Raw genomic sequence first — 24,199 nt, forward strand, 5'->3', positions numbered from 1 at the left:
ACGTGCAGTACACCGTGCGGGACCGGACCGGGCTGGCCATGGCGCCGCGATGAGCGTTAAATCCAAGAAACCCATTACCTGCCCAACGGTTGGGCGGCACCCACCCGCGCGCCACTCGGTGGCCCCGTCGCGCCGTGGCGCGACACCTGCTGAACCGTGACGAAACCGGGGCATCCGTCCTATCGTGAGGTCATCCGGCCCATGGAGCCGTTGGGCCGGCGACATCCCGCCGAAGTGGGGCAGACGTGCACGAGATGGCGCTGACGCAGAGCCTCGTCGACGCAGTGTGCGAGCACGCCGCGGGGCGACGCGTGCACAGCATCCGCCTCGAGGTGGGCGCGCTGTGCGCCGTGGTGCCCGACTCGATGCAGTTCTGCTTCGGCCTGGCCACCGAGGGCACCGTCGCCGCCGGCGCCCGTCTGGACCTCGACGTCCGGCCGGGATCGGCGCGCTGCCGAACATGCGGTCAGGAATTCGAGCTCGCCGACCCGATCCTGTTGTGCCCTTGTGGCAGTGCGGATGTCGACGTGCTGGCCGGACGAGAACTTAAACTCATGTCGATGGAAGTGAGCTGATCATGTGCGCAACCTGCGGCTGCGGCGACGACGGCGCGGTCATCACCATGGCCGGCCATGCCCACCCGGATGACCACGGGCACCGCCACGACCACGATCATCCCCACGATCATCCCCACGATCATCCCGACGACCACGAACACCACCATCACCACGCGGTGCACACCGAGACGATCTCGTTGGAGCACAAGGTCCTCGCGAAGAACGACCTGCTCGCCGAACAGAATCGGCGGTGGCTTGCCGAGCGCAACATCCTCGCGCTGAACGTCACGAGTTCACCGGGAGCGGGTAAGACGACCATTCTCGAGCGCACGATCCGCGAGTTCGGCGCCGACCGCCCGATCGCCGTCATCGAAGGAGACCAGGAAACGCTGCGCGATGCCGAGCGCATCCGCGCCGCCGGCGCCCGGGCCGTGCAGGTCAACACCGGCGCGGGATGTCATCTCGACGCGGCGATGGTGCAGCGCGCGCTGGAGGCGCTGGATCCGGAAACCGACTCGCTGTTGTTCATCGAAAACGTCGGCAATCTCGTCTGCCCCGCGCTGTTCGATCTGGGTGAGCACAGCAAAGTAGTTGTCATCTCGGTGACGGAGGGCGCCGACAAGCCGCTGAAGTACCCGCACATGTTTGCCGAATCTAAGCTCGCCATCATCAATAAGGTCGATCTGCTGCCCTATGTCAACTTTGATGTTGATGAATGTGCGAACTATGCCCGTTCGGTTAACCCCAGCGTCAATATATTGCCGATGTCGGCGACAAGTGGCGATGGTATCGCGCAGTGGTACGCGTGGTTGAAAGTTCGCGCAAACAGCGGAATGTCACAACGATCCGTTGACAAGACATAGTCGCCGGAGTAAATCCAGAACTAGCGCCGCGCAAGTGGGCCGAGGGTCGACTCCTGCGGCGTAGGGGTCCCGTGCCCGGACTCCGGAAAGCTGAGACATATGCCTACCGAGGCAGCAGTCAAGGCAGAAGAGGCGCTCATCCATGTGCTGTGGATCAACGCCGGCCTGAGTTGTGACGGTGATTCTGTGGCGTTGACTGCCGCCACGCAACCCAGCGTCGAGGAGATCGCGCTCGGAGCACTCCCCGGCCTGCCCAAGATCGCCGTCCATTGGCCCCTGATCGACTTCGAATGCGGTCCGAACGGGGGCGCCGACGACTTCCTCGAATGGTTCTTCAAGGCCGATCGCGGCGAACTGGAGCCCTTCGTGCTGGTCGTCGAGGGGTCAATCCCCAACGAGCAGCTGCACGACGAGGGGTACTGGTGCGGGTTCGGCAATAATCCGGCAACCGGCCAGCCGATGACCACCAGTGAGTGGCTGGATCGGCTCGCGCCAAAGGCCACCGCGATCGTCGCGGCCGGCACCTGCGCCACCTACGGCGGCATCCACGCGATGGCCGGCAACCCGACCGGAGCGATGGGTGTGCCCGATTATCTGGGGTGGGACTGGAAGAGCAAGGCCGGCATCCCGATCGTGTGCGTACCGGGCTGCCCGATCCACCCGGACAACCTCGCCGAGACGCTGACGTATCTGCTCTACATGGCCACCGAGCAGGCGCCGATGATTCCGCTCGACGACGCGCTGCGGCCGAAGTGGCTGTTCGGCCAGACCGTGCACGAGGGCTGCGACCGGGCCGGCTATTACGAGCAGGGCGACTTCGCCACCGAATACGGATCGCCGAAATGCATTGTGAAGCTTGGCTGCTGGGGTCCGGTCGTCAAGTGCAACGTGCCGAAGCGGGCCTGGATCAACGGAATTGGCGGCTGCCCGAACGTTGGCGGCATCTGCATCGGCTGCACGATGCCCGGCTTCCCGGACAAGTTCATGCCGTTCATGGACGAGCCGCCGGGCGGGAAGGTTTCCACCACGGCGTCGGGCCTGTACGGGTCGGTGATCCGCAACCTGCGGCACATCACCAATCGCACCGTCGACAAGGAACCCAAGTGGCGGCATCCCGGCACGAAACTCGAATCCGGAGCGACTCGCACCTGGTAGTGCGAGTCGCTCCGGTGCGTCCACGGCCAAGCGTGGCGATGAGTCCTTCGCACGCAGCGGATTTGACATAGAGAGAAGAAGTTTCGATGACAACCATCATTCCAGAGCCGTCCCACGCCAAGCGCGAGCCCGGCCAGCTGGTGGAAATGGCATGGGATCCGATCACCCGCATCGTGGGCAGCCTCGGCATCTACACCAAGATCGACTTCGACAACAAAGAAGTGGTGGAATGCCACAGCACGTCGTCGATCTTCCGGGGCTACTCCATTTTCATGAAGGGCAAGGATCCGCGCGACGCGCATTTCATCACCAGCCGGATCTGCGGTATCTGCGGCGACAACCACTGCACGTGTTCGGTGTACACGCAGAACATGGCCTACGGCGTGCAGCCGCCGCACCTCGGTGAGTGGCTGATCAACCTCGGCGAGGCCGCGGAGTACATGTTCGACCACAACATCTTCCAGGAGAACCTGGTCGGCGTTGATTTTTGCGAGAAGATGGTCTCCGAGACCAACCCTGGCGTGCTGGCCAAGGCGGAGAACACCCAGGCGCCGCACGCCGGCATGCACGGGTATCGGACCATCGCCGACATCATGCGGGCGCTCAACCCGTTCACCGGTGACTTCTATCGCGAAGCGCTGGTCGTCAGCCGGTGGACGCGGGAGATGTTCTGCCTGATGGAGGGCAGGCACGTGCATCCGTCCACGTTGTATCCGGGTGGCATCGGCACGACCGCCACGGTGCAGCTGATGACCGATTACATGACCCGGCTGATGCGCTATGTCGAGTTCATGAAGAAGGTCGTGCCGATGCACGACGACCTGTTCGACTTCTTCTATGAGGCGCTGCCCGGCTACGACCAGGTCGGTCTGCGCCGGACCCTGCTGGGTTGCTGGGGGTCGTACCAGGATCCCGAGGTGTGCAACTTCCGCTACCGGGACATGGAGAACTGGGGCCGCAAGATGTTCGTGACCCCGGGCGTGGTGGTGGACGGCAAGCTGGTCACCACGTCGCTGGTCGACATCAACCTCGGCATCCGAATCCTGTTGGGCCACAGCTATTACGACGACTGGACCGACCAGGAAATGTTCGTCAAGACCGATCCGCTGGGCAACCCGGTGGATCGTCGGCACCCGTGGAACCAGCACACCAACCCCAAGCCGCAAAAGCGCGATTTCGATCAGAACTACAGCTGGGTCATGTCGCCGCGCTGGTTCGACGGCAAGGATCATCTGGCGCTGGACACCGGCGGTGGGCCGCTGGCCCGGTTGTGGGCGACCGCGCTGGCCAACCTGGTCGACATCGGCTACGTGAAGTCGACGGGTCACAGCGTGCAGATCAATCTGCCGAAGACCGCGCTGAAGGGTCCGGTCGAGCTGGAGTGGAAGATTCCCGAATACGGCAGCAACACGATCGAGCGCGACCGCGCCCGCTCGTACTTCCAGGCCTATTCGGCGGCGTGTGCGCTGCACTTCGCCGAGAAGGCGCTGGCCGAGATCCGCGCCGGCCGCACCAAGACCTGGGAGAAGTTCGAGGTGCCGCAGGAGGGCATCGGCTGCGGCTTCACCGAGGCGGTGCGCGGGGTGCTGAGCCACCACATGGTGATCCGCGACGGCAAGATCGCGAACTACCACCCGTATCCGCCGACGCCGTGGAACGCCAATCCGCGTGACAGCTACGGCACGCCGGGACCGTACGAGGATGCGGTGCAGGGCCAGCCGATTTTCGAGGAGAACGACAGGGAGCACTTCAAGGGCATCGACATCATGCGCACGGTGCGCAGTTTCGACCCGTGTCTGCCGTGCGGAGTGCATATGTATCTGGGCAACGGGAAGAAGTTGGAAAGGCTGCACTCCCCAACCCAATCGCTTACCGCGGACTGACGTATGGCGCATCGCCCGGACGAACCCGAAAGTGACGCGCAGTGGCGCTCGGCGGGCGATCGGATACAGACCTTGCTCGACGCCAGCGCGGCGGGCGGTGCTGTCGCGCGGGAGCGCGCCGAGCAGCTGGTCCGTGAGGTAACCGACCTCTACGGTGCGGGCCTGGAGCGGATGCTGGCGATCGCGCTGGCCGCCCATCCGGAGCTCGCGGAGGCGTTCGCCGGCGACGACCTGGTGGCCAGTCTGCTGCTGGTGCACGGGCTGCATCCGCACGCTGTCGAGCGCCGGGTGTCCGATGCGCTCGACAGCGTGCGGCCCTATCTCGGTTCGCACGGCGGCGACGTGGAACTGCTCGAGGTCGCCGGTGATCCCGACGATTACGTGGTGCGGCTGCAGTTCTCCGGCAGTTGCAAGAGTTGCCCGTCGTCGTCGGTCACACTGGAGCTGGCCGTCGAGGACGCGGTGCGCGCGGCCGCTCCGGAGATCTCGTCCATCGAAGTGGTTGCCGCCCAGAAGGACTCGGAAAAGGACACGGGCTCCGGGGTCATCCCGGCGGAGTCACTGCTGACCCGGTTGCGCAGCAACGGGCATCGGTCGACAGCGTGGCAGCCGGTCCCGGAGCTCGCCGAGCTGGGCGACGGCGAGGTCGGCGGATTCGTGGTGGCCGGCAGTACGGTACTGGCCTGCGCGATCGGCGACGACGTCTTCGCCTACCGCGACCGATGTCCGGCCTGCACCGGCTCACTGGCGGGCGCCGAGCTGGCGGGCGCGGTGCTGCGGTGCCCGGGCTGCAACGCGGAATTCGATGTGGTGCATGCGGGTGCGGGCATCGACCACGGCGGTCACCTCGAGCCGATCCCGGTGCTGATGCGCGAGGGCGTGCTGTCGATGGCCTTACCCAAAGCATCGGACGAAGAGGTGGCGTGATGGGCGGCGCCTACGACGTGCTCGCCCGGATCCGCGCCAACCGCGCGCCCCAGCCGGCCGGCGAACGCTGCGAGATGTGCGCCGAGCCCATCGCCGAGGAACACCAGCACGTCGTGAACGTCGAAGGCAGACAACTGATGTGCGTCTGCCGCGGATGCTATCTGCTGTTCACCGACACGCACGCCGAGCTGCGGTATCGCGCGATCCCCGACCGCTACCTGACGTTCGAGGACTTCGCGCTGGATCGCAGGCAGTGGGAGGCGTTGCAGATCCCGGTCGGGCTGGCGTTCTTCTTTCGCAACTCGGCGCTGGGCCGCACGGTGGCGTTCTACCCCGGCCCGGCGGGCGCCACCGAATGCGAGCTCGACCTGCAGGCGTGGAACGACATCCGTGCGGTCGATCCGCGGGTGGACGCGATGGCCGCCGACACCGAAGCGTTGATGGTGCGGGTGCCCGACGACGACCGCGAGGCACCGGAGTGTCATCTGGTGCCGATCGACGCCTGCTATGAGTTCGTCGGCCGGCTGCGGATGCTGTGGCACGGGTTCGACGGCGGCCAGCAGGCCCGGGAGTTCATCGACGACTTTTTCCACACGCTCGCGGCCCGCAGCCGGATGGTCCCGCGCGGGACCGGCGAGCGAGAAGCGGAGACGGATCGCGCATGACAGATGTGACCTTCGCGGTCGTGGACGTGGCTCCGGAATCGTATGCGGCCACGCCCACCCTGCTGGCGCGACTGGGCGTCGCGGCGATCGGCGACGACCCGGTGCACGCGATCGCGTTGCGCTGTCAGGTTCGCATCGACCCGCTGCGCCGCCGCTACAGCGATGAAGAGGCCGAAGGCCTGGTCGACTTGTTCGGGCCCCGCGAGCGGTGGGCCACCACGCAGCGGACGTTTCTGTGGCAACACACCGCGACCATGGTGCCCGGCTTCACCGACACCACCCAGGTCCGACTCCCGCTGGAGTGCACCTACGACTTCGAGGTCGCGTCGGCGAAGTATTTTCACGCGTTGCGCGACGGCGCGGTGCCGCTGCAGTTCCTGTTCAGCGGAACGGTTTTCGTTCAGGGTGCGCGCGGCTTCGCGGTCCAGCAGGTGCCGTGGGACCGCGAAGACCGCTACGACATGCCGGTGTCGGTGTGGCGGGAGCTGATGCAGCAGCACTATCCGAACAGCGGATGGCTGCGGTTGGACCACGACACCATCGAGGCGCTGGCCGCTTACCGTTCGACACGCGGCATGCTGTCATTCGACGACGCGATCACGTCGCTCTTGGACGACAGCAGATCCCGGGAGATGCGATGAGCGCCAACTGGGATCGGGCCCGTGCCGTGGCCGACGCCGTGCTGTACGAGGGCTACCTGCTCTATCCGTACCGCGCGAATTCGCGAAAGAACCAGACCCGCTGGCAGTTCGGTGTGCTCGGTCCCGCAGGCGCGGCTGCGTCCGGCACCGGAGAGGACGACACGCTGTCGGCCCAGTTCCTGGTGCAGCCACACGGCGGGCCGTCGTTGTCGCTCGTGGTGCGCTTCCTGCAACTGCAGCACCGCGGCGTCGAGCGCGCCGTCGACGGCGGACGCTTCGAGCCCGTCGACGAGCTGGTCTGCGGGGCGCAATCCTGGCTGCGCTGGGACGAGGCCGTCGAGCGCGAAATAACGTTCGGTCCGTTCGACGTAGCCGAACTCGATGGGCCGCAGCGGCTTCCGATCGAGGTGGCGGCGGGCACCGACATCGAAACCGTCGACGGCGGCAGGCTGGTGCGTACTCGCCGCGAGCTGCACGCCGAATTGACGCTGGCCGTGCGGCCGGACGACGGGCTGCTGGCGGTGACGGTGGCGGTGCGCAACACCGCGGCGCCGGCCACCGACAAGGACGACGCGATCGCGCTTTCGCTGATCGGTACCCATCTGATCGCCGAGGTCGCCGACGGCGAATTCGTCTCGCTGCTCGACCCTCCGGAGGCGGCGGCCGCCGCGGTTGGCCGATGCACGCAGCACCGCTGCTTCCCGGTGCTGGCCGGGCCGCCCGGCGACCGCGACCTGCTGCTGGTCTCGCCGATCATCCTCTACGACCACCCGGAGATCGCCGAACAGAGCGAGGGCGCGCTGTACGACTCCACCGAGATCGACGAGATCCTCACGCTGCGGATCATGACGATGACAGACGAGGAAAAGGCCGCCGCCCGCGCCACCGACCCGCTGGCCGCACGGATCATCGACCGCTGCGACTCGATGTCACCGGAGGCGATGCTCAATCTGCACGGGGTGCTGCGCAATCCGCACGCCGAGGAACCGCCGCTGATACCGGAGATCCCCGAAGGCGTGGACTGGTGGGATCCGCTGGCCGACAACGCGGTTCAACCGGGGGCGGACGCGGTGCTGGTGAATGGCGTGCGAGTGGCCCGGGGCAGCCGGGTCCGGCTACGGCCATCCCGCCGTGCCGATGCTCAGGACCTGTTCTTCGCCGGCAAGGTCGCGCGGGTCACCTCGGTGCACGAGGACGTCGACGGCGACCACCACATCGGTGTTGTCGTCGAAGAGGACCCGGGCGCCGACCTGCACGACTGGTACGGCCGCTATTTGTACTTCTCCCCCGACGAAGTCGAACCACTCACGGATCACAGCCCAGAAGGGAGTTCGAGATGGAGGTAGTGGGTTGGGTGGCCATTGTCATCGTGGCCTTGTTCGCCCTGATAGCCGTGCTGCTGGGACTCAGGTCTGTCCCGGACGCCATGCGCTACATGAAGATTCGCCGCATGTAGCTGAACGGGGGTCCATCACGACCGGAGTTCTGGTAGCCGGCATCGGCAATATCTTCCTCGGCGACGACGGGTTCGGATCCGAGGTAATGCGGCATGTCCCCCGGCGGCTCGCCGGCCCACGAGTGCGGCTCGTCGACTATGGAATTCGCGGCATGCACCTGGCATACGATCTGCTTGACGGCTGGGATGCGCTGGTGCTCGTCGACGCCGTACCGAGCCGCGGGTCGCCGGGCACGCTGCACGTATTCGAGGCCGATCACGAAACCCTGACGGCGGGGCCGAATCTGGACGCGCACAGCATGGACCCGGCGGCGGTGTTCGCGAGCCTGGCCGCGCTGGGTGGCACCGCGCCGTACACGGTCGTCGTCGGCTGCGAGGCCGCCGACGTCGACGAGGGCATCGGGCTGTCCGATCCCGTCGCGGCGGCTGTGCCCGCCGCCGTGAAGGCGGTCGAAGAGGTAGTGACCAGGCTGACGACACCGGTACCGGAGGGCTGAACGATGTGCTTGGGGATTCCAGGACAGGTCATTCACATGCTGGAGGGCTACGGCGGCCAGCTGGCCCTTGTCGAGGTCGCCGGTGACCAGCGCAAGGTCAACGTCGGGATGCTGCCAGAGGAAACGTTCTGCCCCGGCGACTGGGTGATCATCCACATGGGCTTCGTCGTCGAGAAGACCGACCGGGCCGGAGCCGACGCCGCCATGGCGGGCCTGGAACTGATGGGCCGTGGCCGGGACCCGGATCCGATGGATTCGGGGCCATGACCGGCCGGCGCCGGCTGCGCGTCCGCGTGCACGGCGTGGTTCAGGGCGTGGGCTTTCGGCCGTTTGTCTACACCACCGCGGCCGCGCTGGGGTTGGCCGGCTCGGTGCGCAACGACAGCTGCGGGGCGGTCATCGAAGTGGAGGGCGACGGCGGCGACATCGACGAATTCCTTAGCCGGCTGCACGGCAACCCGCCGCCGCTGGCGGTCATCGAATCGGTTGAGGCTCAAAGTATCCCGGTCGTCGGTGGCACCGGCTTCGCGATCGCCGACACCTCGCGCTCGGACGGCGGGCGCACGCTGGCATCCCCCGACGTCGCGATGTGTGCCGAGTGCGCGGCCGAACAACGCGACCCGGGCAACCGGCGCTACCGGCACGCCTTCGTCAACTGCACCAATTGCGGTCCGCGCTTCACGATCATCGCCTCGCTGCCCTATGACAGGGCCAGCACCACGATGGCGGCCTTCCGGATGTGCGACGAGTGCGCCCGCGAATACGCCGACCCCGCAGACCGCCGGTTCCACGCCCAACCGGTCTGCTGCCCGAACTGCGGGCCGACGCTGCGCTACCGCGACCGCGACGGCAGCGTCACCGCGGGGGAAGCCGGCCTCCGACGGGCCCGAGAGCTGTTGCGCGACGGCGGGGTGCTCGCGGTCAAGGGCGTCGGCGGGTATCACCTGGCGTGCGACGCCGCCAACGAGCGCGCGGTGGCCGAACTGCGCAGCCGAAAACGCCGCGGCGACAAGCCGTTCGCGCTGATGGTGCCCGATCTGGCGACCGCGCGCGCGGTCGCCGAGGTCGACGACCTGTCCGCGCGGGTACTGTCCGGGCCGCAGCGCCCGATCGTGCTGATGCCGCGGCTGCCCGGCGCGCCGGTCGCCGACGCCGTCGCCCCGCACAATCCCGACCTCGGCGTCATGCTGGCCTACACCCCGTTGCATGTGCTGCTGTTCGGGCTGCCCGGCGACGAGCCGGCACCACGCACGCTGGTGATGACGTCGGGCAATCTCGGCGGCGAGCCGATCTGCTTCACCGACGACGATGCGCTGGACCGGCTTTCCCGGCTGGCCGACGGCTGGCTGATGCACAACCGGGCAATCCTGGTACCGTGCGACGACTCGGTCGTGCGGGTGCTCACCGGCGGGGCCGGCAATCTGGGCGAGGCCGCCGAGTTGCCGGTCCGGCGCTCTCGCGGCTATGCGCCGCTGCCGGTCGCACTGCCGGTGTCGGTGCCGCCCACGCTGGCCGTGGGAGCCGACCTGAAAAACACGCTTGCCGTCGCGGAGGGCCGCTACGCGTGGTTGAGCCAGCACATCGGGGATATGGACGACCTCGCGACCCTGTCCGCATTCGCCTCCGCCGAGCGGCACCTGGAGGCGTTGACCGGTGTGTCGCCGGAAGTAATTGTCGCCGACGCACATCCGCGCTACCGGTCCACCGAGTGGGCGCACCGCAACGCCGGCGGCCGACCGGTGCATTCGGTGCAGCATCACCACGCGCACATCGCGGCGGTGATGGCCGAGCACGGGCTGGACGGCTCGGCGCGGGTGCTCGGATTCGCGTTCGACGGAACGGGCTACGGGCCGGACGGGGCGGTCTGGGGCGGCGAGGTGATGCTCGCCGACTACAAGGGCTACCAGCGGCTGGCTCGGCTTAAATATGTGCCGCTGGCCGGCGGGGACATCAGCGTGCTGCGGCCATACCGGATGGCGCTCGCCCACCTGTGGGCCGCGGGCATCGAATGGGATGACGACCTTGCGCCGGTTCGGGCGTGCCCCGCCGACGAGCGCCGGGCGCTGCGGCATCAGCTCGAGACCGGGATCGGCTGCGCCCCGACCTCCAGCATGGGCCGGCTGTTCGATGCGGTGTCGGCGCTCGTCGGTGTCCGGCAGGTGGTGGCCTACGAGGCCCAGGCCGCGATCGAGCTGGAGGGCCTGTCGCGCAACGCGGATGGTGGGACAACGCATTACCGGTTCGACGTCGACGCGTCGGACGTGCCCGCGGTCATCGATGCGGCCCCGGTGTTGGCGGCCGTCGTCGGCGATCTGCGTGCCGGAACGCCGACGAGTGTGATCGGCGCGCGCTTTCACGACGCGCTGGCCGAGTTGATCGTCGACCTCGCCTGCGCCGAAGGTGTGATCGAAGGTGTGGCGGAAGGTTTGGCCGAAGGTGTGGCGACGCAGACGATCGCGCTGTCCGGCGGTGTGTTCCAGAACGCGTTATTGCTTCGGCTGGCACTAGACCGGCTACGCAACAAGGGCTTCGACGTGATCACACATCGGCGGGTGCCGCCCAACGACGGTGGCATCGCGCTGGGTCAGCTCCTGGTGGGCAACGCCGGGTAGAAAGGCTCGGGGTAGAAAGGCTTGGGATAGAAAGGCTCGGGGTAGAAAGGCTCGGGGTAGAAAGGCTACGACGATGACCGCAGTGCCCAAGCAGCGGCTGCCGGCGGGGCACGCGCTGTTCGCCCGCTTCGCGTTCCCGCCCAACGAGCTCGGCTATTGCGGGCCCGGCGACTCCGCAGTGCTGCTGCGCCCCGACAGTGCCGCCGAGGTCGCCGCGCACGCACGCGAGTTCGACGGGGCGTGGCCGTACCTGCGGGCGATCGCCGACGCCGTCGGCATGCCCGATCCGCTCGACGTCGACGTTGTGCGCAGCTACTGGGTGGGTGGACCGATGCTGGATCGGGTTGAACCCGCGGCTCTGCTGGATCGGCTCCGGACGGTATTCCGGGGCCAGCGCACCGGCCTGCTCGGCGACCTGGCCGGCCCGCAGGGCGTGCTGGCCCATCACAGCTTTCACGTCTTCGTCGTGTATCCGTGGGTGGGTTTTCTCGACCGCGACCCCGCGACGCCGGTGAAGGTGATGCAGGACTGCCGGATCCGCTGGGGCACCGTCGAAGCGGTGCGCGGCGAGCACGCGGAGATCGCGTCGAGGCCACTGACATTCGACGGCTGCGTGCTGGCGCTCGGCGAGCCGGTGGCCGAGCTCGTGCAGTGGAGCAAGGACGGCACGTCGCTGGCACCCGCCCCCGAGGTCGGTGACACCGTGGCCGCGCACTGGGACTGGGTCTGCGGGACGCTCACTGCGGCCGAACGTGACGCGCTCGCCGCGGCGACGCAGACCACGCTGGATCTGGTGAACGCGGCCCGGAAATAGTCCCGGTGGCCGGTCTGGCACGTCACCGAATTGATCTTGAACTGCGAAAACGTGCTCGGACGGGTTTCCGTGCGCGGGGGCAGGGGTAGCCCATACAGCATCGCCGCAACCGCGCGGCGGCCGTGAGGAGATGTTATGAGCACCCCTGGTGAGAACCTCTCTGAGGAACCACAGAAGGAGCGAGGAGCAGCAGGTTCCCGCGACACCGGATCCGACCAGCCTTCGGGTGGTCCGGCCGACCGGCCGTCGGGAACGTACAGAGGCGACGAGACCGTTCCGTCGCACGGCGAGCACGGCAAACCCGGCGCTACCGGCAGCGAAAAAACCAACGCCCCGCCGTCCGACGCGAAGCCCGCGGTGCCTCCCTACGAGGGCCGCCAAACCAGCGCCAAGCCCGCCGCAGCGGGAACAGGGTCCGCCGGAGCGGAGACCGGGGGCGCGGTCAAGCCGACCGAGGAGTCCGGCTACAAGTCCGCGGCCCCGGGTCAGACGCCGGGAGGGGCGACCGCCTCACCCGCCGAGGAACACCCGGCCTCGCAGACATCGGAGACCGACCGCGGCGACGACATGGTCGGGCCCGGACACACGCCGGGCACCGGGCGCGCGGAGAACAAGCGCTAATCGCGTCGGCGCTTCGGGCCCTGGCGTTTCGGGTCTTGGCGTTTCGGGTCTTCGCGTTTCGGGTCTTGGCGTTTCGGTCCCTGGCAGTTCGGGCACAGGCCATGCAGCGTCAGGCCTGCCTGGTCGGAAAGAGTGAACGAGCTGCCCTCGATGGCATGCTCGAGCGCCGAGCGTAGCTGCTGCGCGGGCACCTCGATGATCGTCCCGCAACGGCTGCAGACGGCATGGTGGTGTGGCTTTTCGGCAAGTCCATACGTGGTGACCCCGCCCTCGACGGACAGTGCATGAAGCACGCCGTTGGCCGAGAGCGTGGTGACGGTCCGGTAGATCGTCGCGAGGTCGGGCGCGTCGTCGGGCTGGTGTTCGCGCAGCCGCTGATGAATTTCGGCCACGCTGAGGTGGCCATCCACGGGTTCGAGCACGGCCAGCACCGCGATCCGCGGCGCCGTTCGGCGTAGTCCGCGGGCATGCAGCAGCGCGCCGATCCGTTCGGCCGCAATCGGCTCTGGCGCCGGTGCCTGGCCAGCCACCTCAACAGTGTCTCGCGCGGGAGGGTCTCGCGCGGGTCGACGACCGACAAATCCCTGCTGGGTTCCGGGTTTGGCCGTTTGCTCTTTTGCGAATCGCTTGCAGGAGGCGTTGGGGCAGGCATACGGTCAGACGGTGGTCGCCGGCGCCCCATCCCGATTCACTCGCGTCCGCGCCCGGCTCACGGGCCTTGCGGGCCTAACCGGGCTTGCGGGCGGCATGGGCCGCATCGGCCGCACGGGCGTCACGGGCCTCACGGGCCGGGAATGGCTCAGCATGGCGTCGATGTTGGGGGTGATCGCCGCCCTGCACCTGATCGGCTGGATCACCCTGATGGTCTTCGTGGCGCCGGCGCACCTCAGCGTCGGCGACAAGGCATTCGGCATCGGCGTCGGCGTCACGGCGTACACGCTCGGGCTACGCCACGCGTTTGACGCCGACCATATCGCGGCCATCGACAACACCACCCGCGCGTTGATGGCGCGGGGGCGGCGACCGCTGTCGGTGGGTTTCTATTTCTCGCTCGGGCATTCGACGGTGGTGTTCGCGCTTGCGGTGCTGTTGTCGCTGGGCGTGCAGGCGATAGTCGGTCCGCTGCAACAGGATTCGTCCACACTGCATCACTACACCGGGCTGATCGGCACCGGCGTCTCCGGCGCGTTCCTGTATCTGATCGGGATCATCAACGTCATTGTTCTGGTCGGCATCGTGCGGGTGTTTCTGCGAATGCGGCGCGGGCAATTCGACGAGGCCGCGCTGGAGGAGCAACTAAACCAGCGCGGGTTGCTCAGCCGTGTTCTCGGCCGGTCTTTTCAGAAAATCAGCAAGCCTTCGCACATGTACCCGCTCGGCGTCCTGTTCGGGCTCGGGTTCGACACGGCCACCGAGATCGCGCTGCTGGTGCTGGCGGGTACCAGCGCGGTGGCCGGACTGCCGTGGTATGCCATCTTGTGCCTGCCGGTGTTGTTCGCGGCGGGCATGAGCCTGCTCGACACGATCGATGGCTCGTTCATGAACTTCGCCTATGGGTGGGCGTTTTCGCAACCCGTGCGCAAGGTGTACTACAACATCACAATCACCGGGCTGTCGGTGGCGACCGCTCTGATCATCGGCACCGTCCAACTGCTGAGTTTGTTGGTCAACCAATTCGGCTGGAGCGGCGGCCTGTGGGATTGGATCGCCGGCATCGACCTCAACCTGCTCGGGTACCTCATCATCGCGATGTTCGTCGTGACCTGGGCCGCGGCCCTGCTGGTTTGGCGGCTCGGCCGCATCGAGGAACGGTGGCGAGTTCCGGCCGACGGCTAAGTGGCTTTGCCGGTAATACCGCGTCGAAGAACGGCGGAGCCTCAAGCGAGACACCCGCTCAAGTCACACGACGCCGCGGCGTGCTTTGTTTTGTCAGTGACACACGGGCGCTTTGAGCGCGGCGGCCATGGAGCGTTCGGCGCGCCGGCATGTGTCGCCGAGACCCAGGCTCGGTCCTTCGGGAGGACGACCGCGTTGAGTTAGCCCGCCTCAGCGGGCGCCAATGCGGCGGAGGTATGCGGCATCGTCGCCGTCACGCATCGCGACGCTAATCGCGATGGCTTTGAGCCTCCGGAAGCGAAACTTGGCTTCAGCTGATTGCAGTTAGCAGGTAGGCGGAATTGCGGGCAGCGTGAACTCCATTGTGGGCGCTAGCACCGAGGACAAGCCCGCCCACGCGGAGCAGGCTCGAGCCAAAGTCAGTAGGCAGTAGTCAGTAGGTAGTAGACAGTCGACAGTAAACAGCGGGACGCTGGCGATGGCGACGTCCGGCCGAAGCAATCGGAGGTCACGATGAAGAAAGCCATCCTATTAACAGCTGTGGCAGGCAGTGCCATCTTGTTGGCCAGCCCGGCCCTGGCCGCCGAGGGTCAGACCCCTCTCCCTCCCCCCGCCACGCCTGCCCCCGCCGCCGCACCCGCCCAGACTGCTACGCCTACGCCGGGGCCGGTGGTGTCGACCGGCGGTAACGTCAGCGGCTCAAACCCGGGCAGCGGCTGCTCACAGCGGCTGGGTGTCCGTAATGCGCCCCCTGGACAGTCCGCTATCGGTGCGTGGAGTGCCAGTGGTATCAACGGATGGCCCAGCAACTGGCCGGGTAACGCCCCCGCCAATGCCGTCCCCACCACAGGACCCTCTGTAGGGTGTTCGCGGTGAGCAACTACAAGGACATGCTCCGATTGCACTCCTTGCACTGACGATGGATGTAGCCGCGGCTGTCTGCCGGTGCAAAACGATTCCAGCGCTTGGGATGTGACGTAGTTAAGTCAGCAGTGATTCACCACTGATCGGTCACCACCGATCGCGCGGCACGTCGAAGTCTGCGCACAGCGCCCGCCAGACGTCGCGGGGATCGATTCCGTCCTCGATGGCCTGCGCGGCCGTGCGCCCATCGAGGGCCGTCAACACGTGGTCGACCAGCACCGACGGGCCGCGGACCGGCCCGAACTGGCGATCGACAAGCTCGTTGAACTCCGTCAGCCGCACCCCGCCCAACCTACGCCGCGCGGGCCAGCGCCTCGTGGCACACCCGCACCGGGTCGGCGACGCTCACGACGCTCTGGCCCGCGCGTCGTGCCGCCTCTTGATAGCGCGGCGAGGACAGCACGTCGGCGACCGCGGCCCGCAGTGCCTCGGCGGTCAACGGTCGCACCAGCCGTGCGCTGCCTTGGCGCACAACACGATTGGCCATCTCCCACTGGTCGCCGCCACCGGGCACCACAACCAGCGGCACACCGGCCAGCAACGTCTTGGCCACCATTCCGTGGCCGCCGCCGCTGATCACCAGGTCGGCTTGCTCGAGCAACCTGTCCTGCCGACCGCGGCCCACGACAGCCCACGGCGGCACGGTCATCTGCTCACCCCAGAGCCGCGACACCACCACCCGAGCCCCGGCGGGCAGCCCGTCACCCGGTGTCAGGCATTCCAGCGCGACATCGATCAGTCCACGGGCACCGAGCATCGCCGTCGACGGCGCGACCACCACCAACGGCCCGGTGCCGCGCGGCACGTCCAGCTCCGCATCGGTCGGCTCGAAAAACAGCGGACCAACCACGACGGCTTCCGGCGGCCAGTCCGGCCGTGGCACCTCGAGCGCGGGCAGCGTCGCGATGAGCCGCCGCAGCGGATCCACAGCCGTGGGCGGCAAGCCGATGGCGACCCTGGCCGCGACCCGCTGCCGCCGGCCTTGCCGCAGCGATCGGGCGGTAAGCGCACGCATGACGCTGTCGCGCAGTCGGCCGCGCAGCCCCGCGCCGGGTGCCAGCCCGCTGCCCACGGGCGGCAGGCCTTTCGATGGCAGGTACAGCGGATGCGGGCACAGCTCGATCCAGGGCACCGACAGGAGTTCGGCACCGAGCGCGCCGCCGGCGGTGATGACGTCGGAAACGACCAGGTCTGGCGCCAGCTCGGCCAGGGAGTCTTTGTTGAGCACCGCCATCCGGGCGGCGCGCTGATGGATCTTGGCGCCGGCGTCGGTGTCGTCGTCAAATGGGCCCGATTTGAGCCCGTCGAGTTCGATCGCGTCGATGCCGGCCGCGCGAGCGAATTCCAGGACTTCCACGCCGGTCAACAGCGTCGGGGCAGCCCCGGCGGCCAGAAATCGTCGGCACAACTCGATCGCGGGGAACGAGTGGCCCGGATCGGGTCCTGCTACCACGGCGACACGCATTTGTGGCCTACCCTGCCATGGCCGGGCGCATTTGTGGCCTACCGGGCCACGGTCGCCGTTTGTGGCCTACCCGGCCACGGCCGGGCGCATTTGTGGCCTACCGGGCCGGGGCCGCGCGCCAGTACGCTTTCAGCCATGACCGACGAGCTTCCCGAGGAAACCGTCGTCGACGATCCCGCCGAGATCGTCGAGGGCTTCCTCTACGCGTTTCAGGACAAGGACTGGGACACCATGGCCGCGGCGATGGACGAGAACATCGTCTACCACAACGTCGGAACACCGATCATCAGCGGTCGCCACCGGGTGCTGAAGTTTCTGCGGCGCGGGCTGGACCGTCCAAGGGCCGCATTCGAGGTCATCATTCACCGCATCGCCGTCGAGGGCGGCTCGGTGCTCACCGAGCGCACCGACGTGCTCGTGTTCGGCGGCTTCCGAATGCAGTTCTGGGTGTGCGGCGTGTTCGAGATACGCAACGGCCGAATCACGCTGTGGCGTGACTACTTCGACTTCTTCGAGTTGCTCATCAAGGCACCGCTGCGTGGGCTGGTCAGCATGCTGTTCCCGCAGCGGACCTCGGCGCCGTGAGCCGTGCGGACGTCGGGCGATGAGGTCAGCGCCGCGGAATGCCCACCCGGCCCAATTCGTCGAACGCCTGGGCCCAGCCGAGCAGCCGGTCCGTCGCGCCGACGAGTTGGTCCCGGTACTGTCTGCGCGACATTGGTGAATCCGACATCGACACCAATTGCGCCGCGGCGGTGACCATCTCGTGGTATTGACGGACTCCCTGATGCAGCTGCGCCGCGAACGCGTCGATCGTCGGAGACAGATAGGACCGCGAGTGGGGAGTCAGCCGCGCGGTCTTTTCCATCGATACCACATCGGCTGCGGTCGCGGCCATGGTGGCCGCCACCTGGTTGGCCGCGTCGGTCAGGTCGCGAAGCTCCTCTCGCGGCAACAGGTTTGCGCGTTCGATCACGCCGAGTAGGGAAAACATCCCGCGTTCGGCGGTGGCCAGCGCGGCCATCGGCCCGCGTGCCGCCGAGCCCGGTGGCGGCATCCGTCGCGCGGCGCGGGGCCGCGGCGACGGCAGCGGCTCACCGTGCAGCCAGTACCAACGCAGCAGGAACAGGGTCGCCGGCGCGGCCGCCCCCGCCGCGATCAAGCCCGGAATGAGCAGTGCCCAGGCCGGAATGCTCCACGTCGCCATCACCGCCGTCACCAGCACCCAGAACACGGTCGCGACGACGAAGAACAGCCCCAGCCGCAGCGACCAGCGACGCTTACGCAGCAAGCGGGCCCGCGGATCGGCCGCCGCGTTCAGTGTCTGTGCGGCGAGGTCGGCGAACTCGCTGGCAGCATCGAGACCGCGCTGCAGCATCGAACGCCAATGTTGCGAGCCGGCCGCCATCACCGCGGGTACCGCCTACTGCTGGCTGACCGGGTTCTGCGGTGTCTGCTCGGAAGCGGGCGTGGCCGGCGCCGGCGTCGACGCGGGTGTTCCGCCGGCCGGTAGCGCCTCACCGCGCATCGACGCACGGATCTGCTCCAGCCGCGTGTGCCCGGCCATCTCCACGCTGGCCTGCTGCACCTCGAGCATGCGGCCCTGCACCGAGTTCTGCGCGAGCTCGGCGGCGCCGACCGCGTTGGCGTAGCGGCGTTCGATCTTGTCGCGGACCTCGTCGAGGCTCGGGGTGTTGCCCGGGGCGGCCAGCTCGCTCATCGAGCGCAGCGAAGCGCTGACCTGCTCCTGCATCTTGGCCTGCTCAAGCTGCGACAGCAGCTTGGTGCGCTCGGCAATCTTCTGCTGCAGCACCATCGCATTCTGCTCGACGGCCTTCTTGGCCTGTCCGGCCGCCTGCAGCGCCTGATCGTGCAGGCCCTTGAGGTCTTCCACGCTCTGCTCGGCGGTCACCAGTTGCGCGGCGAACGCCTCGGCGGCGTTGTTGTACTCGGTGGTCTTGGCGGCATCGCCCGAGGTGGTGGCCTGGTCGGCCAGCGTGAGCGCTTGGCGGACGTTCACCTGCAGCTTCTCCACCTCGGCGAGTTGACGATTCAGCCGCATCTCCAACTGCCGCTGGTTGCCGATCACCTGGGCCGCCTGCTGCGTCAGCGCCTGGTGCTGGCGCTGGGCTTCCTCGATGGCCTGTTGGATCTGAACCTTCGGATCGGCGTATTGGTCGACCTTCGAGCTGAACAGCGCCATCAGGTATTTCCACGCCTTGACGAACGGGTTGGCCATGAGTTGCTCCACCTTCGTTACGTTGTGTGCCGGAATAGTGCGCCTACCGTGCTGCCCAATCTATCGGGTCAGCGGGCCTTGAACACCTGGAGTCACAGCTACAACGGCGCTACGCGACCGCCATCGAAACGACCGGCGGGATGACCACCTTGGTGGTGACATCGATGTTGGCGGCGCTGTGGGCGGCTGCCGCACCCTCCTGGCGGGCCAGCCGTCGGCCGGCGTCGGTCAGCACCTCCCACAACGGGACGTCCAGCGCGCCGCAGATCGCCGTCAACAGTTCGCTGGAGGCCTCCTTGCGGCCCCGCTCGACCTCCGAAAGGTAGCCCAGGCTCACCCGTGCCGAATCTGAAACTTCGCGCAGGGTCCTGCCCTGTGACGTGCGGGCACGGCGCAGCACGTCGCCGATCACCTCGCGCAGCAATGCCGCCATCGTGCTCTCCTTCGCCTGGGCTGCGGATCTCATACTGCACAACGCCGAACGACCGCCCCGGGGTTCCCCCGGGCCCATTGCTGCTCCACTATTGCTGTTCGACGAGCGTGCGTAGCCGGCTGATCGCCTGGTGGGCGGCCGCCAGCCGAATGTCCCAGCGTGACCCCGACAGTGTTAGCTCCATCACCTCGGTGCCGACCGGACCGGTGATCCCGACGAACACCGTGCCGACCGGATGCCCGCCGTGTGGGTCGGGCCCGGCCACCCCGGTGACGCCGACGCCCCAGGTGGCGTCGCACCGTTCGTGGGCGCCCACCGCCAGCGCACGCGCCGTCGGCGCGGCGACGGGACCGACCTTGGCGAGCAGCTGACGCGCGACGCCGGCGAGCGCGATCTTCGTCGGCTCGGTATACGTCACCAGCCCGCCGCGGAGCACGACGCTGGAGCCCGGCACTCCGGCCAGGGTGGCGGCGACCAACCCGGCGGTCAGCGACTCTGCCGTCGCGAGGGTCTGGCGCCGCAGGGTCAGGTCGGCGATCACACCACGGGCGTCGTCAGTGACCAGCGGGTCGTCCACGGATGCCCTTGACCGCCTGATTTACGTAGTCGGCGCCGGTGACGACGGTGAGCACGATCGCGACCGCCATCACCACCGCAGCCACCGTGTGCCACGGCCCGGACAGCGGCAGGATGAATAGCCCGATGGCGATGGCCTGAACCAGCGTCTTGAGTTTTCCGCCGCGGCTGGCCGGCATCACGCCACGCCGCAACACCGCAAACCGCAGCACGGTGATGCCGACCTCCCGGATCATGATCAGCACCGTCACCCACCACGGCAGATCGTCCTGCAGCGAAAGCCCGATCAGCGCGGCACCGATCAGCGCCTTGTCGGCGATCGGGTCGGCGAGCTTGCCGAACTCGGTGACCATCCCGTAGGTGCGGGCCAGCGCCCCATCGAACCGGTCGGTCAGCACCGCGACCGCGAACACGACGAATGCCGCTACCCGCCAACGTGTTTCATGACCGCCGTCGGCGAACAACGCGACGAGGAAGACGGGGACGAGAACGAGCCGGATGCCGGTCAACAGATTGGCCGCGTTAGCCACCCGCACCTTTGGGGTGGTCATCGTCGGCCCGGACCGGACTCAGGATGCCCCGACACCGCATCAGGATATCGGTTGCTCGAGCCGATACTGTGCAGGTGTGAGCGCGGAACGGGCCGATGGGCTTGCGGTCCGGCGTGCGCGAACCTCTGACGTGCCGGCGATCAAGGCGCTCGTCGACATCTACTCCGGCAAAATCCTGCTCGAGAAGAACCTGGTCACACTGTATGAGGCGGTGCAGGAGTTTTGGGTCGCCGAGCTCGACGGGGAGGTGATCGGTTGCGGGGCGTTGCACGTGCTGTGGTCCGATCTCGGGGAGGTTCGCACGGTGGCCGTGCACCCGAAGGTCAGGGGTCTTGGCATCGGCCACGCGATCGTCGACCGGTTGCTGGACGTGGCGCAAGAACTGCACCTCGAGCGGATCTTCGTGCTGACCTTCGAGGTCGAGTTCTTCTCCAAACACGGCTTCACCGAAATCGAAGGCACCCCAGTCACCGCCGAAGTGTACGAGGAAATGTGCCGGTCCTACGACACCGGCGTCGCCGAGTTCCTTGACCTCAGCTACGTCAAACCGAACATCCTGGGCAATTCGCGAATGCTGTTGACGCTCAACGAGCGTCGCGATTGCCGCCGCCAGCGCTAGTCGGGAGGCCCGCCGGTGTCCACACCGCGGATCGACGCCAGCGTGGCGGCCAGCTCGTCGGGCTTGACCAACACCTCGCGGGCCTTGGAGCCCTCGCTGGGCCCGACGATGCCGCGGGTCTCCATCAGGTCCATCAACCGGCCGGCCTTGGCGAACCCGACGCGCAGCTTGCGCTGCAGCATCGACGTCGACCCGAATTGGCTTGACACCACCAGCTCGACGGCCTGCAGGAAGACGTCCATGTCGTCGCCGATGTCGGGGTCGACGTCGGCGCGTTCACTGGTGGTCTTGGCCGCGGTGACACCCTCGGTGTACTGCGGCTCGGCCTGCTCCTTGCACGCGTTGACGACGGCGTGGATCTCGTCGTCGGTGATGTATGCGCCCTGCAGCCGAATGGGCTTGTTGGCCCCCATTGGGATGAACAGCCCGTCGCCCATGCCGATCAGCTTCTCGGCGCCCTGCTGATCGAGGATCACCCGACTGTCGGTCAGCGACGACGTCGCGAACGCCAACCGCGACGGAACATTTGTCTTGATCAGACCCGTCACCACGTCCACCGAGGGCCGCTGGGTGGCCAGAACCAGATGGATGCCGGCCGCGCGGGCCTTCTGCGTGATCCGCACGACCGCGTCCTCGACGTCGCGCGGTGCGGTCATCATCAGGTCGGCGAGCTCGTCGACGATCGCGACCACATACGGGTACGGCTGGTATTCGCGTTGGCTGCCCAGCGGGGTGGTGATCTCGCCGGAGCGCACCTTGGTGTTGAAGTCGTCGATATGGCGCACCCGGTTGGCCTGCATGTCCTGGTAGCGCTGCTCCATCTCCTCGACCAGCCAGGCCAGCGCCGCGGCCGCCTTCTTCGGCTGCGTGACGATGGGGGTGATCAAATGCGGAATGCCTTCGTAGGGCGTCAGTTCCACCATTTTCGGGTCGATCAGGATCAGCCTGACCTCTTCCGGCGTGGCGCGGGCGAGCAGCGAGATCAGCATCGAGTTGATGAAGCTCGACTTGCCCGAGCCGGTGGAGCCGGCGACCAGCAGATGCGGCATCTTCGCGAGGTTCCACGAGATGTATTCGCCCTCGATGTCCTTGCCCAGCGCGATCACCAGCGGGTGATGATCGCGCCGCGTCGACGGGTCGGTCAGCACGTCGGCCAGCCGCACCATTTCCCGGTCGACGTTGGGCACCTCGATACCGACCGCGGACTTGCCCGGAATCGGCGCGAGCATCCGCACACTCTCGGTGGCAACCGCGTATGCGATGTTCTTCTGCAGTTGGGTGATCTTCTCGACCTTGACCCCCGGGCCTAGGGTGACCTCGTAACGGGTGACGGTCGGGCCGCGGGTGCATCCGGACACCGCGGCGTCGACCTTGAACTGCTCGAGCACCGACGTGATCGCCGCGGCCATGTGGTCGTTGGCGGAGCTGCGCCGCTTCGGTGGATCGCCCTTGATCAGCAGATCCATTGACGGCAGCGTGTACGGACCGTCGACGACGCGGTCGACCACGAGTGGTTCGGGTCGCGGTGCCGCTCTGGTTCGGCGGGCGCGTTTCGGGGACTCCTCGGTCACCGGTTCGGTCGGCGTGTCGTCGTCGAGCGGATTGTCGTCGTCGTCGATGGGATAGTCGTACGGCGAGCGGTCCCATGTCTGAGCCTCGTCGTAATAGCCGTCGAGGGCGTCGGACGCGTCGGGGGCGTCGGGGGCGCGCGGCGTGAACCCGCGCGTGAAGAACATCGCCCGCACGGTCGTCGGCACCTCACGAATCGTCGTGCCCGACACCAGCAACAGCCCGAACACCGCGCCGATGGACAGCAACGGCGCGGCGATCCACGGTGTCAGTCCGTCGGCGAGCGGGCCGCCGATCGCGAAGCCGACGAAGCCGGCCGCGTGCTGTCTGCCGGCCGGCGTCTCCGGCGAACCGGACCACATGTGCGCCACGCCCAGCGCCGGCAACGCGATCATCGCCGCACCGAGCGTCAGCCGCGGCCGTGAGTCCGGATCGGTCTCCGAGCGCATCAAGAACACCGAGATCCCCGCCATGGCCACCGGAAGCACCACGACCGCCGATCCGATCAGCACCCGCAGCGCGGTGTCGATCCACGGTCCGACCGGCCGGGCGGCGTCGAACCACGAACCGGCCGCGACGACCACGGCGGCACCCAGCAGCGCCAGCGCGATACCGTCGCGGCGATGAGCGGGCTCGATGTCACGGGCATGGCCGACCGACCGTGCGGCGGTGCCGGCGCCCTTGGCCAGCATCAGCCAGCCGGCGCGGGCGCCCCGACCGACGGCCAGCCCGGCCGCGACGATCGGCGAACCGGACTGACCGGGAGGCCGTTTGACCGGCTTGCCACGCGTGGTTCGGGAGCTACCCCGTGAACTGGTCCTTGACCTGCTGGTTCGGCCGCCGGAACGGGCAGCGGTCTTATTGGCCATGGTGGCAAGCCTAATCGCAAAGACATCATCTGCACCATTCGCCACACTGGTCACCGGCGGCTCCGTACTACGGTGGACCTGTTTCATGCCATTTCTGCGAGGAGTGCAACGCATGCCGGTCGTCGTAGTCGCAACCTTGAAGGTCAAGCCCGAGTCGGTCGACACCGTGCGGGACATCTTGAAGCGCACCATTGCCGAGGTTCATGGTGAGCCCGGGTGCCAGCTCTACGCGTTGCACGAATCCGACGGCACGTTCGTCTTCGTCGAGCAATGGGCCGACGCCGACGCGTTACAGACCCACAGCACCGCGCCCGCGGCCACCGGGATGTTCAACGAAGTGGGCGAGCACCTGGCCGAGGCCCCGGACATCAAGGCGCTCCAGCCGGTTCCGGCGGGCGATCCCGAGAAGGGACAGCTGGTTGGCTGA

28 protein-coding genes are annotated in these 24,199 nt (G+C 67.5%); 18 read left to right on the forward strand and 10 right to left on the reverse strand.

Annotated features, from left to right (window positions below):
- Positions 1–245: 245 nt before the first annotated feature.
- The 9 genes from VE759_RS10520 (at position 246) to VE759_RS22895 (ending at position 8,147) form a co-directional block, all read left to right on the forward strand.
- Positions 246–575 (forward strand): hydrogenase maturation nickel metallochaperone HypA, encoded by a 330-nt coding sequence (locus VE759_RS10520; RefSeq protein WP_324931405.1) that lies wholly within the window; start codon positions 246–248, stop codon positions 573–575.
- A 2-nt stretch (positions 576–577) separates the two neighbouring features.
- Positions 578–1,420: a hydrogenase nickel incorporation protein HypB gene (gene hypB, locus VE759_RS10525; protein WP_324931407.1), complete on the forward strand. Its 843-nt coding sequence runs from the start codon at positions 578–580 to the stop codon at positions 1,418–1,420.
- Positions 1,421–1,519: 99 nt separating this feature from the next.
- Positions 1,520–2,575 carry a hydrogenase expression protein HypE gene (locus tag VE759_RS10530; RefSeq protein ID WP_324931410.1) on the forward strand — a complete coding sequence of 352 codons (1,056 nt, stop codon included), beginning with the start codon at positions 1,520–1,522 and terminating at the stop codon, positions 2,573–2,575.
- Positions 2,576–2,661: 86 nt separating this feature from the next.
- Positions 2,662–4,458: a nickel-dependent hydrogenase large subunit gene (locus tag VE759_RS10535; RefSeq protein ID WP_324931413.1), complete on the forward strand. Its 1,797-nt coding sequence runs from the start codon at positions 2,662–2,664 to the stop codon at positions 4,456–4,458.
- A 3-nt stretch (positions 4,459–4,461) separates the two neighbouring features.
- Positions 4,462–5,385 carry a NifU family protein gene (locus tag VE759_RS10540; protein WP_324931416.1) on the forward strand — a complete coding sequence of 308 codons (924 nt, stop codon included), beginning with the start codon at positions 4,462–4,464 and terminating at the stop codon, positions 5,383–5,385.
- Entirely contained in the window at positions 5,385–6,050 is a 666-nt protein-coding gene (locus VE759_RS10545) for a DUF5947 family protein (protein WP_324931418.1), read from the forward strand. The genes VE759_RS10540 and VE759_RS10545 overlap by 1 nt, the downstream gene beginning before the upstream one ends.
- Positions 6,047–6,691 carry a DUF6084 family protein gene (locus tag VE759_RS10550; RefSeq protein WP_324931421.1) on the forward strand — a complete coding sequence of 215 codons (645 nt, stop codon included), beginning with the start codon at positions 6,047–6,049 and terminating at the stop codon, positions 6,689–6,691. The genes VE759_RS10545 and VE759_RS10550 overlap by 4 nt, the downstream gene beginning before the upstream one ends.
- Complete coding sequence (locus VE759_RS10555; protein ID WP_324931424.1) at positions 6,688–8,037, forward strand: hypothetical protein; 1,350 nt, start codon at positions 6,688–6,690, stop codon at positions 8,035–8,037. The genes VE759_RS10550 and VE759_RS10555 overlap by 4 nt, the downstream gene beginning before the upstream one ends.
- The gene (locus VE759_RS22895; protein ID WP_414687881.1) at positions 8,028–8,147 is read left to right on the forward strand and encodes a DUF6893 family small protein; all 120 of its coding nucleotides are present in this window, start codon (positions 8,028–8,030) and stop codon (positions 8,145–8,147) included. The genes VE759_RS10555 and VE759_RS22895 overlap by 10 nt, the downstream gene beginning before the upstream one ends.
- On the opposite strand, the gene VE759_RS10560 is transcribed toward VE759_RS22895, so the two are convergent.
- On the reverse strand, positions 8,123–8,305 hold the full coding sequence (locus VE759_RS10560; RefSeq protein ID WP_324931556.1) for a hypothetical protein: 183 nt from the start codon (positions 8,303–8,305) through the stop codon (positions 8,123–8,125). The genes VE759_RS22895 and VE759_RS10560 overlap by 25 nt on opposite strands.
- Here VE759_RS10560 and VE759_RS10565 point away from each other — a divergent pair.
- The 5 genes from VE759_RS10565 to VE759_RS10585 all read left to right on the forward strand — a co-directional run bounded on the left by VE759_RS10565 (position 8,234) and on the right by VE759_RS10585 (position 12,691).
- Positions 8,234–8,644 carry a hydrogenase maturation protease gene (locus VE759_RS10565; protein ID WP_324931427.1) on the forward strand — a complete coding sequence of 137 codons (411 nt, stop codon included), beginning with the start codon at positions 8,234–8,236 and terminating at the stop codon, positions 8,642–8,644. The genes VE759_RS10560 and VE759_RS10565 overlap by 72 nt on opposite strands.
- Positions 8,645–8,647: 3 nt before the next feature.
- Positions 8,648–8,911 carry a HypC/HybG/HupF family hydrogenase formation chaperone gene (locus tag VE759_RS10570; RefSeq protein ID WP_324931430.1) on the forward strand — a complete coding sequence of 88 codons (264 nt, stop codon included), beginning with the start codon at positions 8,648–8,650 and terminating at the stop codon, positions 8,909–8,911.
- Positions 8,908–11,256 (forward strand): carbamoyltransferase HypF, encoded by a 2,349-nt coding sequence (gene hypF / locus VE759_RS10575; RefSeq protein ID WP_324931433.1) that lies wholly within the window; start codon positions 8,908–8,910, stop codon positions 11,254–11,256. Before VE759_RS10570 ends, hypF begins: the two co-directional genes overlap by 4 nt.
- Positions 11,257–11,329: 73 nt before the next feature.
- Positions 11,330–12,070: a DUF6390 family protein gene (locus tag VE759_RS10580; protein WP_324931435.1), complete on the forward strand. Its 741-nt coding sequence runs from the start codon at positions 11,330–11,332 to the stop codon at positions 12,068–12,070.
- Positions 12,071–12,205: 135 nt separating this feature from the next.
- Positions 12,206–12,691 (forward strand): hypothetical protein, encoded by a 486-nt coding sequence (locus VE759_RS10585; RefSeq protein ID WP_324931438.1) that lies wholly within the window; start codon positions 12,206–12,208, stop codon positions 12,689–12,691.
- On the opposite strand, the gene VE759_RS10590 is transcribed toward VE759_RS10585, so the two are convergent.
- The gene (locus VE759_RS10590) at positions 12,688–13,221 is read right to left on the reverse strand and encodes a Fur family transcriptional regulator (protein WP_324931441.1); all 534 of its coding nucleotides are present in this window, start codon (positions 13,219–13,221) and stop codon (positions 12,688–12,690) included. The two genes, VE759_RS10585 and VE759_RS10590, sit on opposite strands and share 4 nt — an antisense overlap.
- 217 nt (positions 13,222–13,438) lie before the next feature.
- Here VE759_RS10590 and VE759_RS10595 point away from each other — a divergent pair, with 217 nt between their 5' ends.
- Complete coding sequence (locus tag VE759_RS10595; protein ID WP_324931550.1) at positions 13,439–14,527, forward strand: HoxN/HupN/NixA family nickel/cobalt transporter; 1,089 nt, start codon at positions 13,439–13,441, stop codon at positions 14,525–14,527.
- A 1,011-nt stretch (positions 14,528–15,538) separates the two neighbouring features.
- Here the strand turns inward: VE759_RS10595 and VE759_RS10600 are convergent.
- Together VE759_RS10600 and VE759_RS10605 are read right to left on the reverse strand one after the other, a co-directional pair.
- Entirely contained in the window at positions 15,539–15,733 is a 195-nt protein-coding gene (locus VE759_RS10600; RefSeq protein WP_324931444.1) for a DUF3046 domain-containing protein, read from the reverse strand.
- Positions 15,734–15,743: 10 nt separating this feature from the next.
- Positions 15,744–16,916 (reverse strand): glycosyltransferase, encoded by a 1,173-nt coding sequence (locus tag VE759_RS10605; RefSeq protein ID WP_324931447.1) that lies wholly within the window; start codon positions 16,914–16,916, stop codon positions 15,744–15,746.
- A 135-nt stretch (positions 16,917–17,051) separates the two neighbouring features.
- Between VE759_RS10605 and VE759_RS10610 the strand changes: the two genes are divergently transcribed.
- Positions 17,052–17,501 carry a limonene-1,2-epoxide hydrolase family protein gene (locus VE759_RS10610; protein WP_324931450.1) on the forward strand — a complete coding sequence of 150 codons (450 nt, stop codon included), beginning with the start codon at positions 17,052–17,054 and terminating at the stop codon, positions 17,499–17,501.
- A 25-nt stretch (positions 17,502–17,526) separates the two neighbouring features.
- Here VE759_RS10610 and pspM read toward each other — a convergent pair whose 3' ends face one another.
- The 5 genes from pspM to pgsA form a co-directional block, all read right to left on the reverse strand.
- The gene (gene pspM / locus VE759_RS10615) at positions 17,527–18,294 is read right to left on the reverse strand and encodes a phage shock envelope stress response protein PspM (protein ID WP_324931453.1); all 768 of its coding nucleotides are present in this window, start codon (positions 18,292–18,294) and stop codon (positions 17,527–17,529) included.
- Between the two features lie 45 nt (positions 18,295–18,339).
- Positions 18,340–19,155: a phage shock protein PspA gene (gene pspA, locus VE759_RS10620; RefSeq protein ID WP_324931456.1), complete on the reverse strand. Its 816-nt coding sequence runs from the start codon at positions 19,153–19,155 to the stop codon at positions 18,340–18,342.
- Positions 19,156–19,264: 109 nt separating this feature from the next.
- Positions 19,265–19,588, reverse strand: a complete 324-nt coding sequence (gene clgR, locus VE759_RS10625) for a transcriptional regulator ClgR (RefSeq protein ID WP_324931459.1) — start codon at positions 19,586–19,588, stop codon at positions 19,265–19,267.
- Between the two features lie 88 nt (positions 19,589–19,676).
- Entirely contained in the window at positions 19,677–20,165 is a 489-nt protein-coding gene (locus VE759_RS10630; RefSeq protein WP_324931462.1) for a CinA family protein, read from the reverse strand.
- Positions 20,143–20,715, reverse strand: a complete 573-nt coding sequence (pgsA, locus tag VE759_RS10635; RefSeq protein ID WP_324931465.1) for a CDP-diacylglycerol--glycerol-3-phosphate 3-phosphatidyltransferase — start codon at positions 20,713–20,715, stop codon at positions 20,143–20,145. The genes VE759_RS10630 and pgsA overlap by 23 nt, the downstream gene beginning before the upstream one ends.
- Before the next feature lie 76 nt (positions 20,716–20,791).
- On the opposite strand from pgsA, the gene VE759_RS10640 reads away from it, so the two are divergent.
- On the forward strand, positions 20,792–21,334 hold the full coding sequence (locus tag VE759_RS10640; RefSeq protein WP_324931468.1) for an amino-acid N-acetyltransferase: 543 nt from the start codon (positions 20,792–20,794) through the stop codon (positions 21,332–21,334).
- Here the strand turns inward: VE759_RS10640 and VE759_RS10645 are convergent.
- Entirely contained in the window at positions 21,331–23,886 is a 2,556-nt protein-coding gene (locus VE759_RS10645; protein WP_324931469.1) for a DNA translocase FtsK, read from the reverse strand. The two genes, VE759_RS10640 and VE759_RS10645, sit on opposite strands and share 4 nt — an antisense overlap.
- Between VE759_RS10645 and VE759_RS10650 the strand changes: the two genes are divergently transcribed.
- Positions 23,885–24,199, forward strand: a complete 315-nt coding sequence (locus VE759_RS10650) for a putative quinol monooxygenase (protein WP_324931472.1) — start codon at positions 23,885–23,887, stop codon at positions 24,197–24,199. The two genes, VE759_RS10645 and VE759_RS10650, sit on opposite strands and share 2 nt — an antisense overlap.

The organism is Mycobacterium sp. (genome assembly GCF_035640695.1).
Classification (GTDB): Bacteria; Actinomycetota; Actinomycetes; order Mycobacteriales; family Mycobacteriaceae; genus Mycobacterium.

Coding starts and splice junctions, on each gene's coding strand:
- hypB (WP_324931407.1), top strand. CDS start 578: ATGTGCGCAACCTGCGGCTGCGGCGACGACGGCGCGGTCATCACCATG.
- VE759_RS10530 (WP_324931410.1), top strand. CDS start 1,520: ATGCCTACCGAGGCAGCAGTCAAGGCAGAAGAGGCGCTCATCCATGTG.
- VE759_RS10535 (WP_324931413.1), top strand. CDS start 2,662: ATGACAACCATCATTCCAGAGCCGTCCCACGCCAAGCGCGAGCCCGGC.
- VE759_RS10540 (WP_324931416.1), top strand. CDS start 4,462: ATGGCGCATCGCCCGGACGAACCCGAAAGTGACGCGCAGTGGCGCTCG.
- VE759_RS10545 (WP_324931418.1), top strand. CDS start 5,385: ATGGGCGGCGCCTACGACGTGCTCGCCCGGATCCGCGCCAACCGCGCG.
- VE759_RS10550 (WP_324931421.1), top strand. CDS start 6,047: ATGACAGATGTGACCTTCGCGGTCGTGGACGTGGCTCCGGAATCGTAT.
- VE759_RS10555 (WP_324931424.1), top strand. CDS start 6,688: ATGAGCGCCAACTGGGATCGGGCCCGTGCCGTGGCCGACGCCGTGCTG.
- VE759_RS22895 (WP_414687881.1), top strand. CDS start 8,028: ATGGAGGTAGTGGGTTGGGTGGCCATTGTCATCGTGGCCTTGTTCGCC.
- VE759_RS10565 (WP_324931427.1), top strand. CDS start 8,234: ATGCGGCATGTCCCCCGGCGGCTCGCCGGCCCACGAGTGCGGCTCGTC.
- VE759_RS10570 (WP_324931430.1), top strand. CDS start 8,648: ATGTGCTTGGGGATTCCAGGACAGGTCATTCACATGCTGGAGGGCTAC.
- hypF (WP_324931433.1), top strand. CDS start 8,908: ATGACCGGCCGGCGCCGGCTGCGCGTCCGCGTGCACGGCGTGGTTCAG.
- VE759_RS10580 (WP_324931435.1), top strand. CDS start 11,330: ATGACCGCAGTGCCCAAGCAGCGGCTGCCGGCGGGGCACGCGCTGTTC.
- VE759_RS10585 (WP_324931438.1), top strand. CDS start 12,206: ATGAGCACCCCTGGTGAGAACCTCTCTGAGGAACCACAGAAGGAGCGA.
- VE759_RS10595 (WP_324931550.1), top strand. CDS start 13,439: ATGGGCCGCATCGGCCGCACGGGCGTCACGGGCCTCACGGGCCGGGAA.
- VE759_RS10605 (WP_324931447.1), bottom strand. CDS start 16,916: ATGCGTGTCGCCGTGGTAGCAGGACCCGATCCGGGCCACTCGTTCCCC.
- VE759_RS10610 (WP_324931450.1), top strand. CDS start 17,052: ATGACCGACGAGCTTCCCGAGGAAACCGTCGTCGACGATCCCGCCGAG.
- pspM (WP_324931453.1), bottom strand. CDS start 18,294: ATGCTGCAGCGCGGTCTCGATGCTGCCAGCGAGTTCGCCGACCTCGCC.
- pspA (WP_324931456.1), bottom strand. CDS start 19,155: ATGGCCAACCCGTTCGTCAAGGCGTGGAAATACCTGATGGCGCTGTTC.
- clgR (WP_324931459.1), bottom strand. CDS start 19,588: ATGGCGGCATTGCTGCGCGAGGTGATCGGCGACGTGCTGCGCCGTGCC.
- pgsA (WP_324931465.1), bottom strand. CDS start 20,715: ATGACCACCCCAAAGGTGCGGGTGGCTAACGCGGCCAATCTGTTGACC.
- VE759_RS10650 (WP_324931472.1), top strand. CDS start 23,885: ATGCCGGTCGTCGTAGTCGCAACCTTGAAGGTCAAGCCCGAGTCGGTC.
- VE759_RS10645 (WP_324931469.1), bottom strand. CDS start 23,886: ATGCGTTGCACTCCTCGCAGAAATGGCATGAAACAGGTCCACCGTAGT.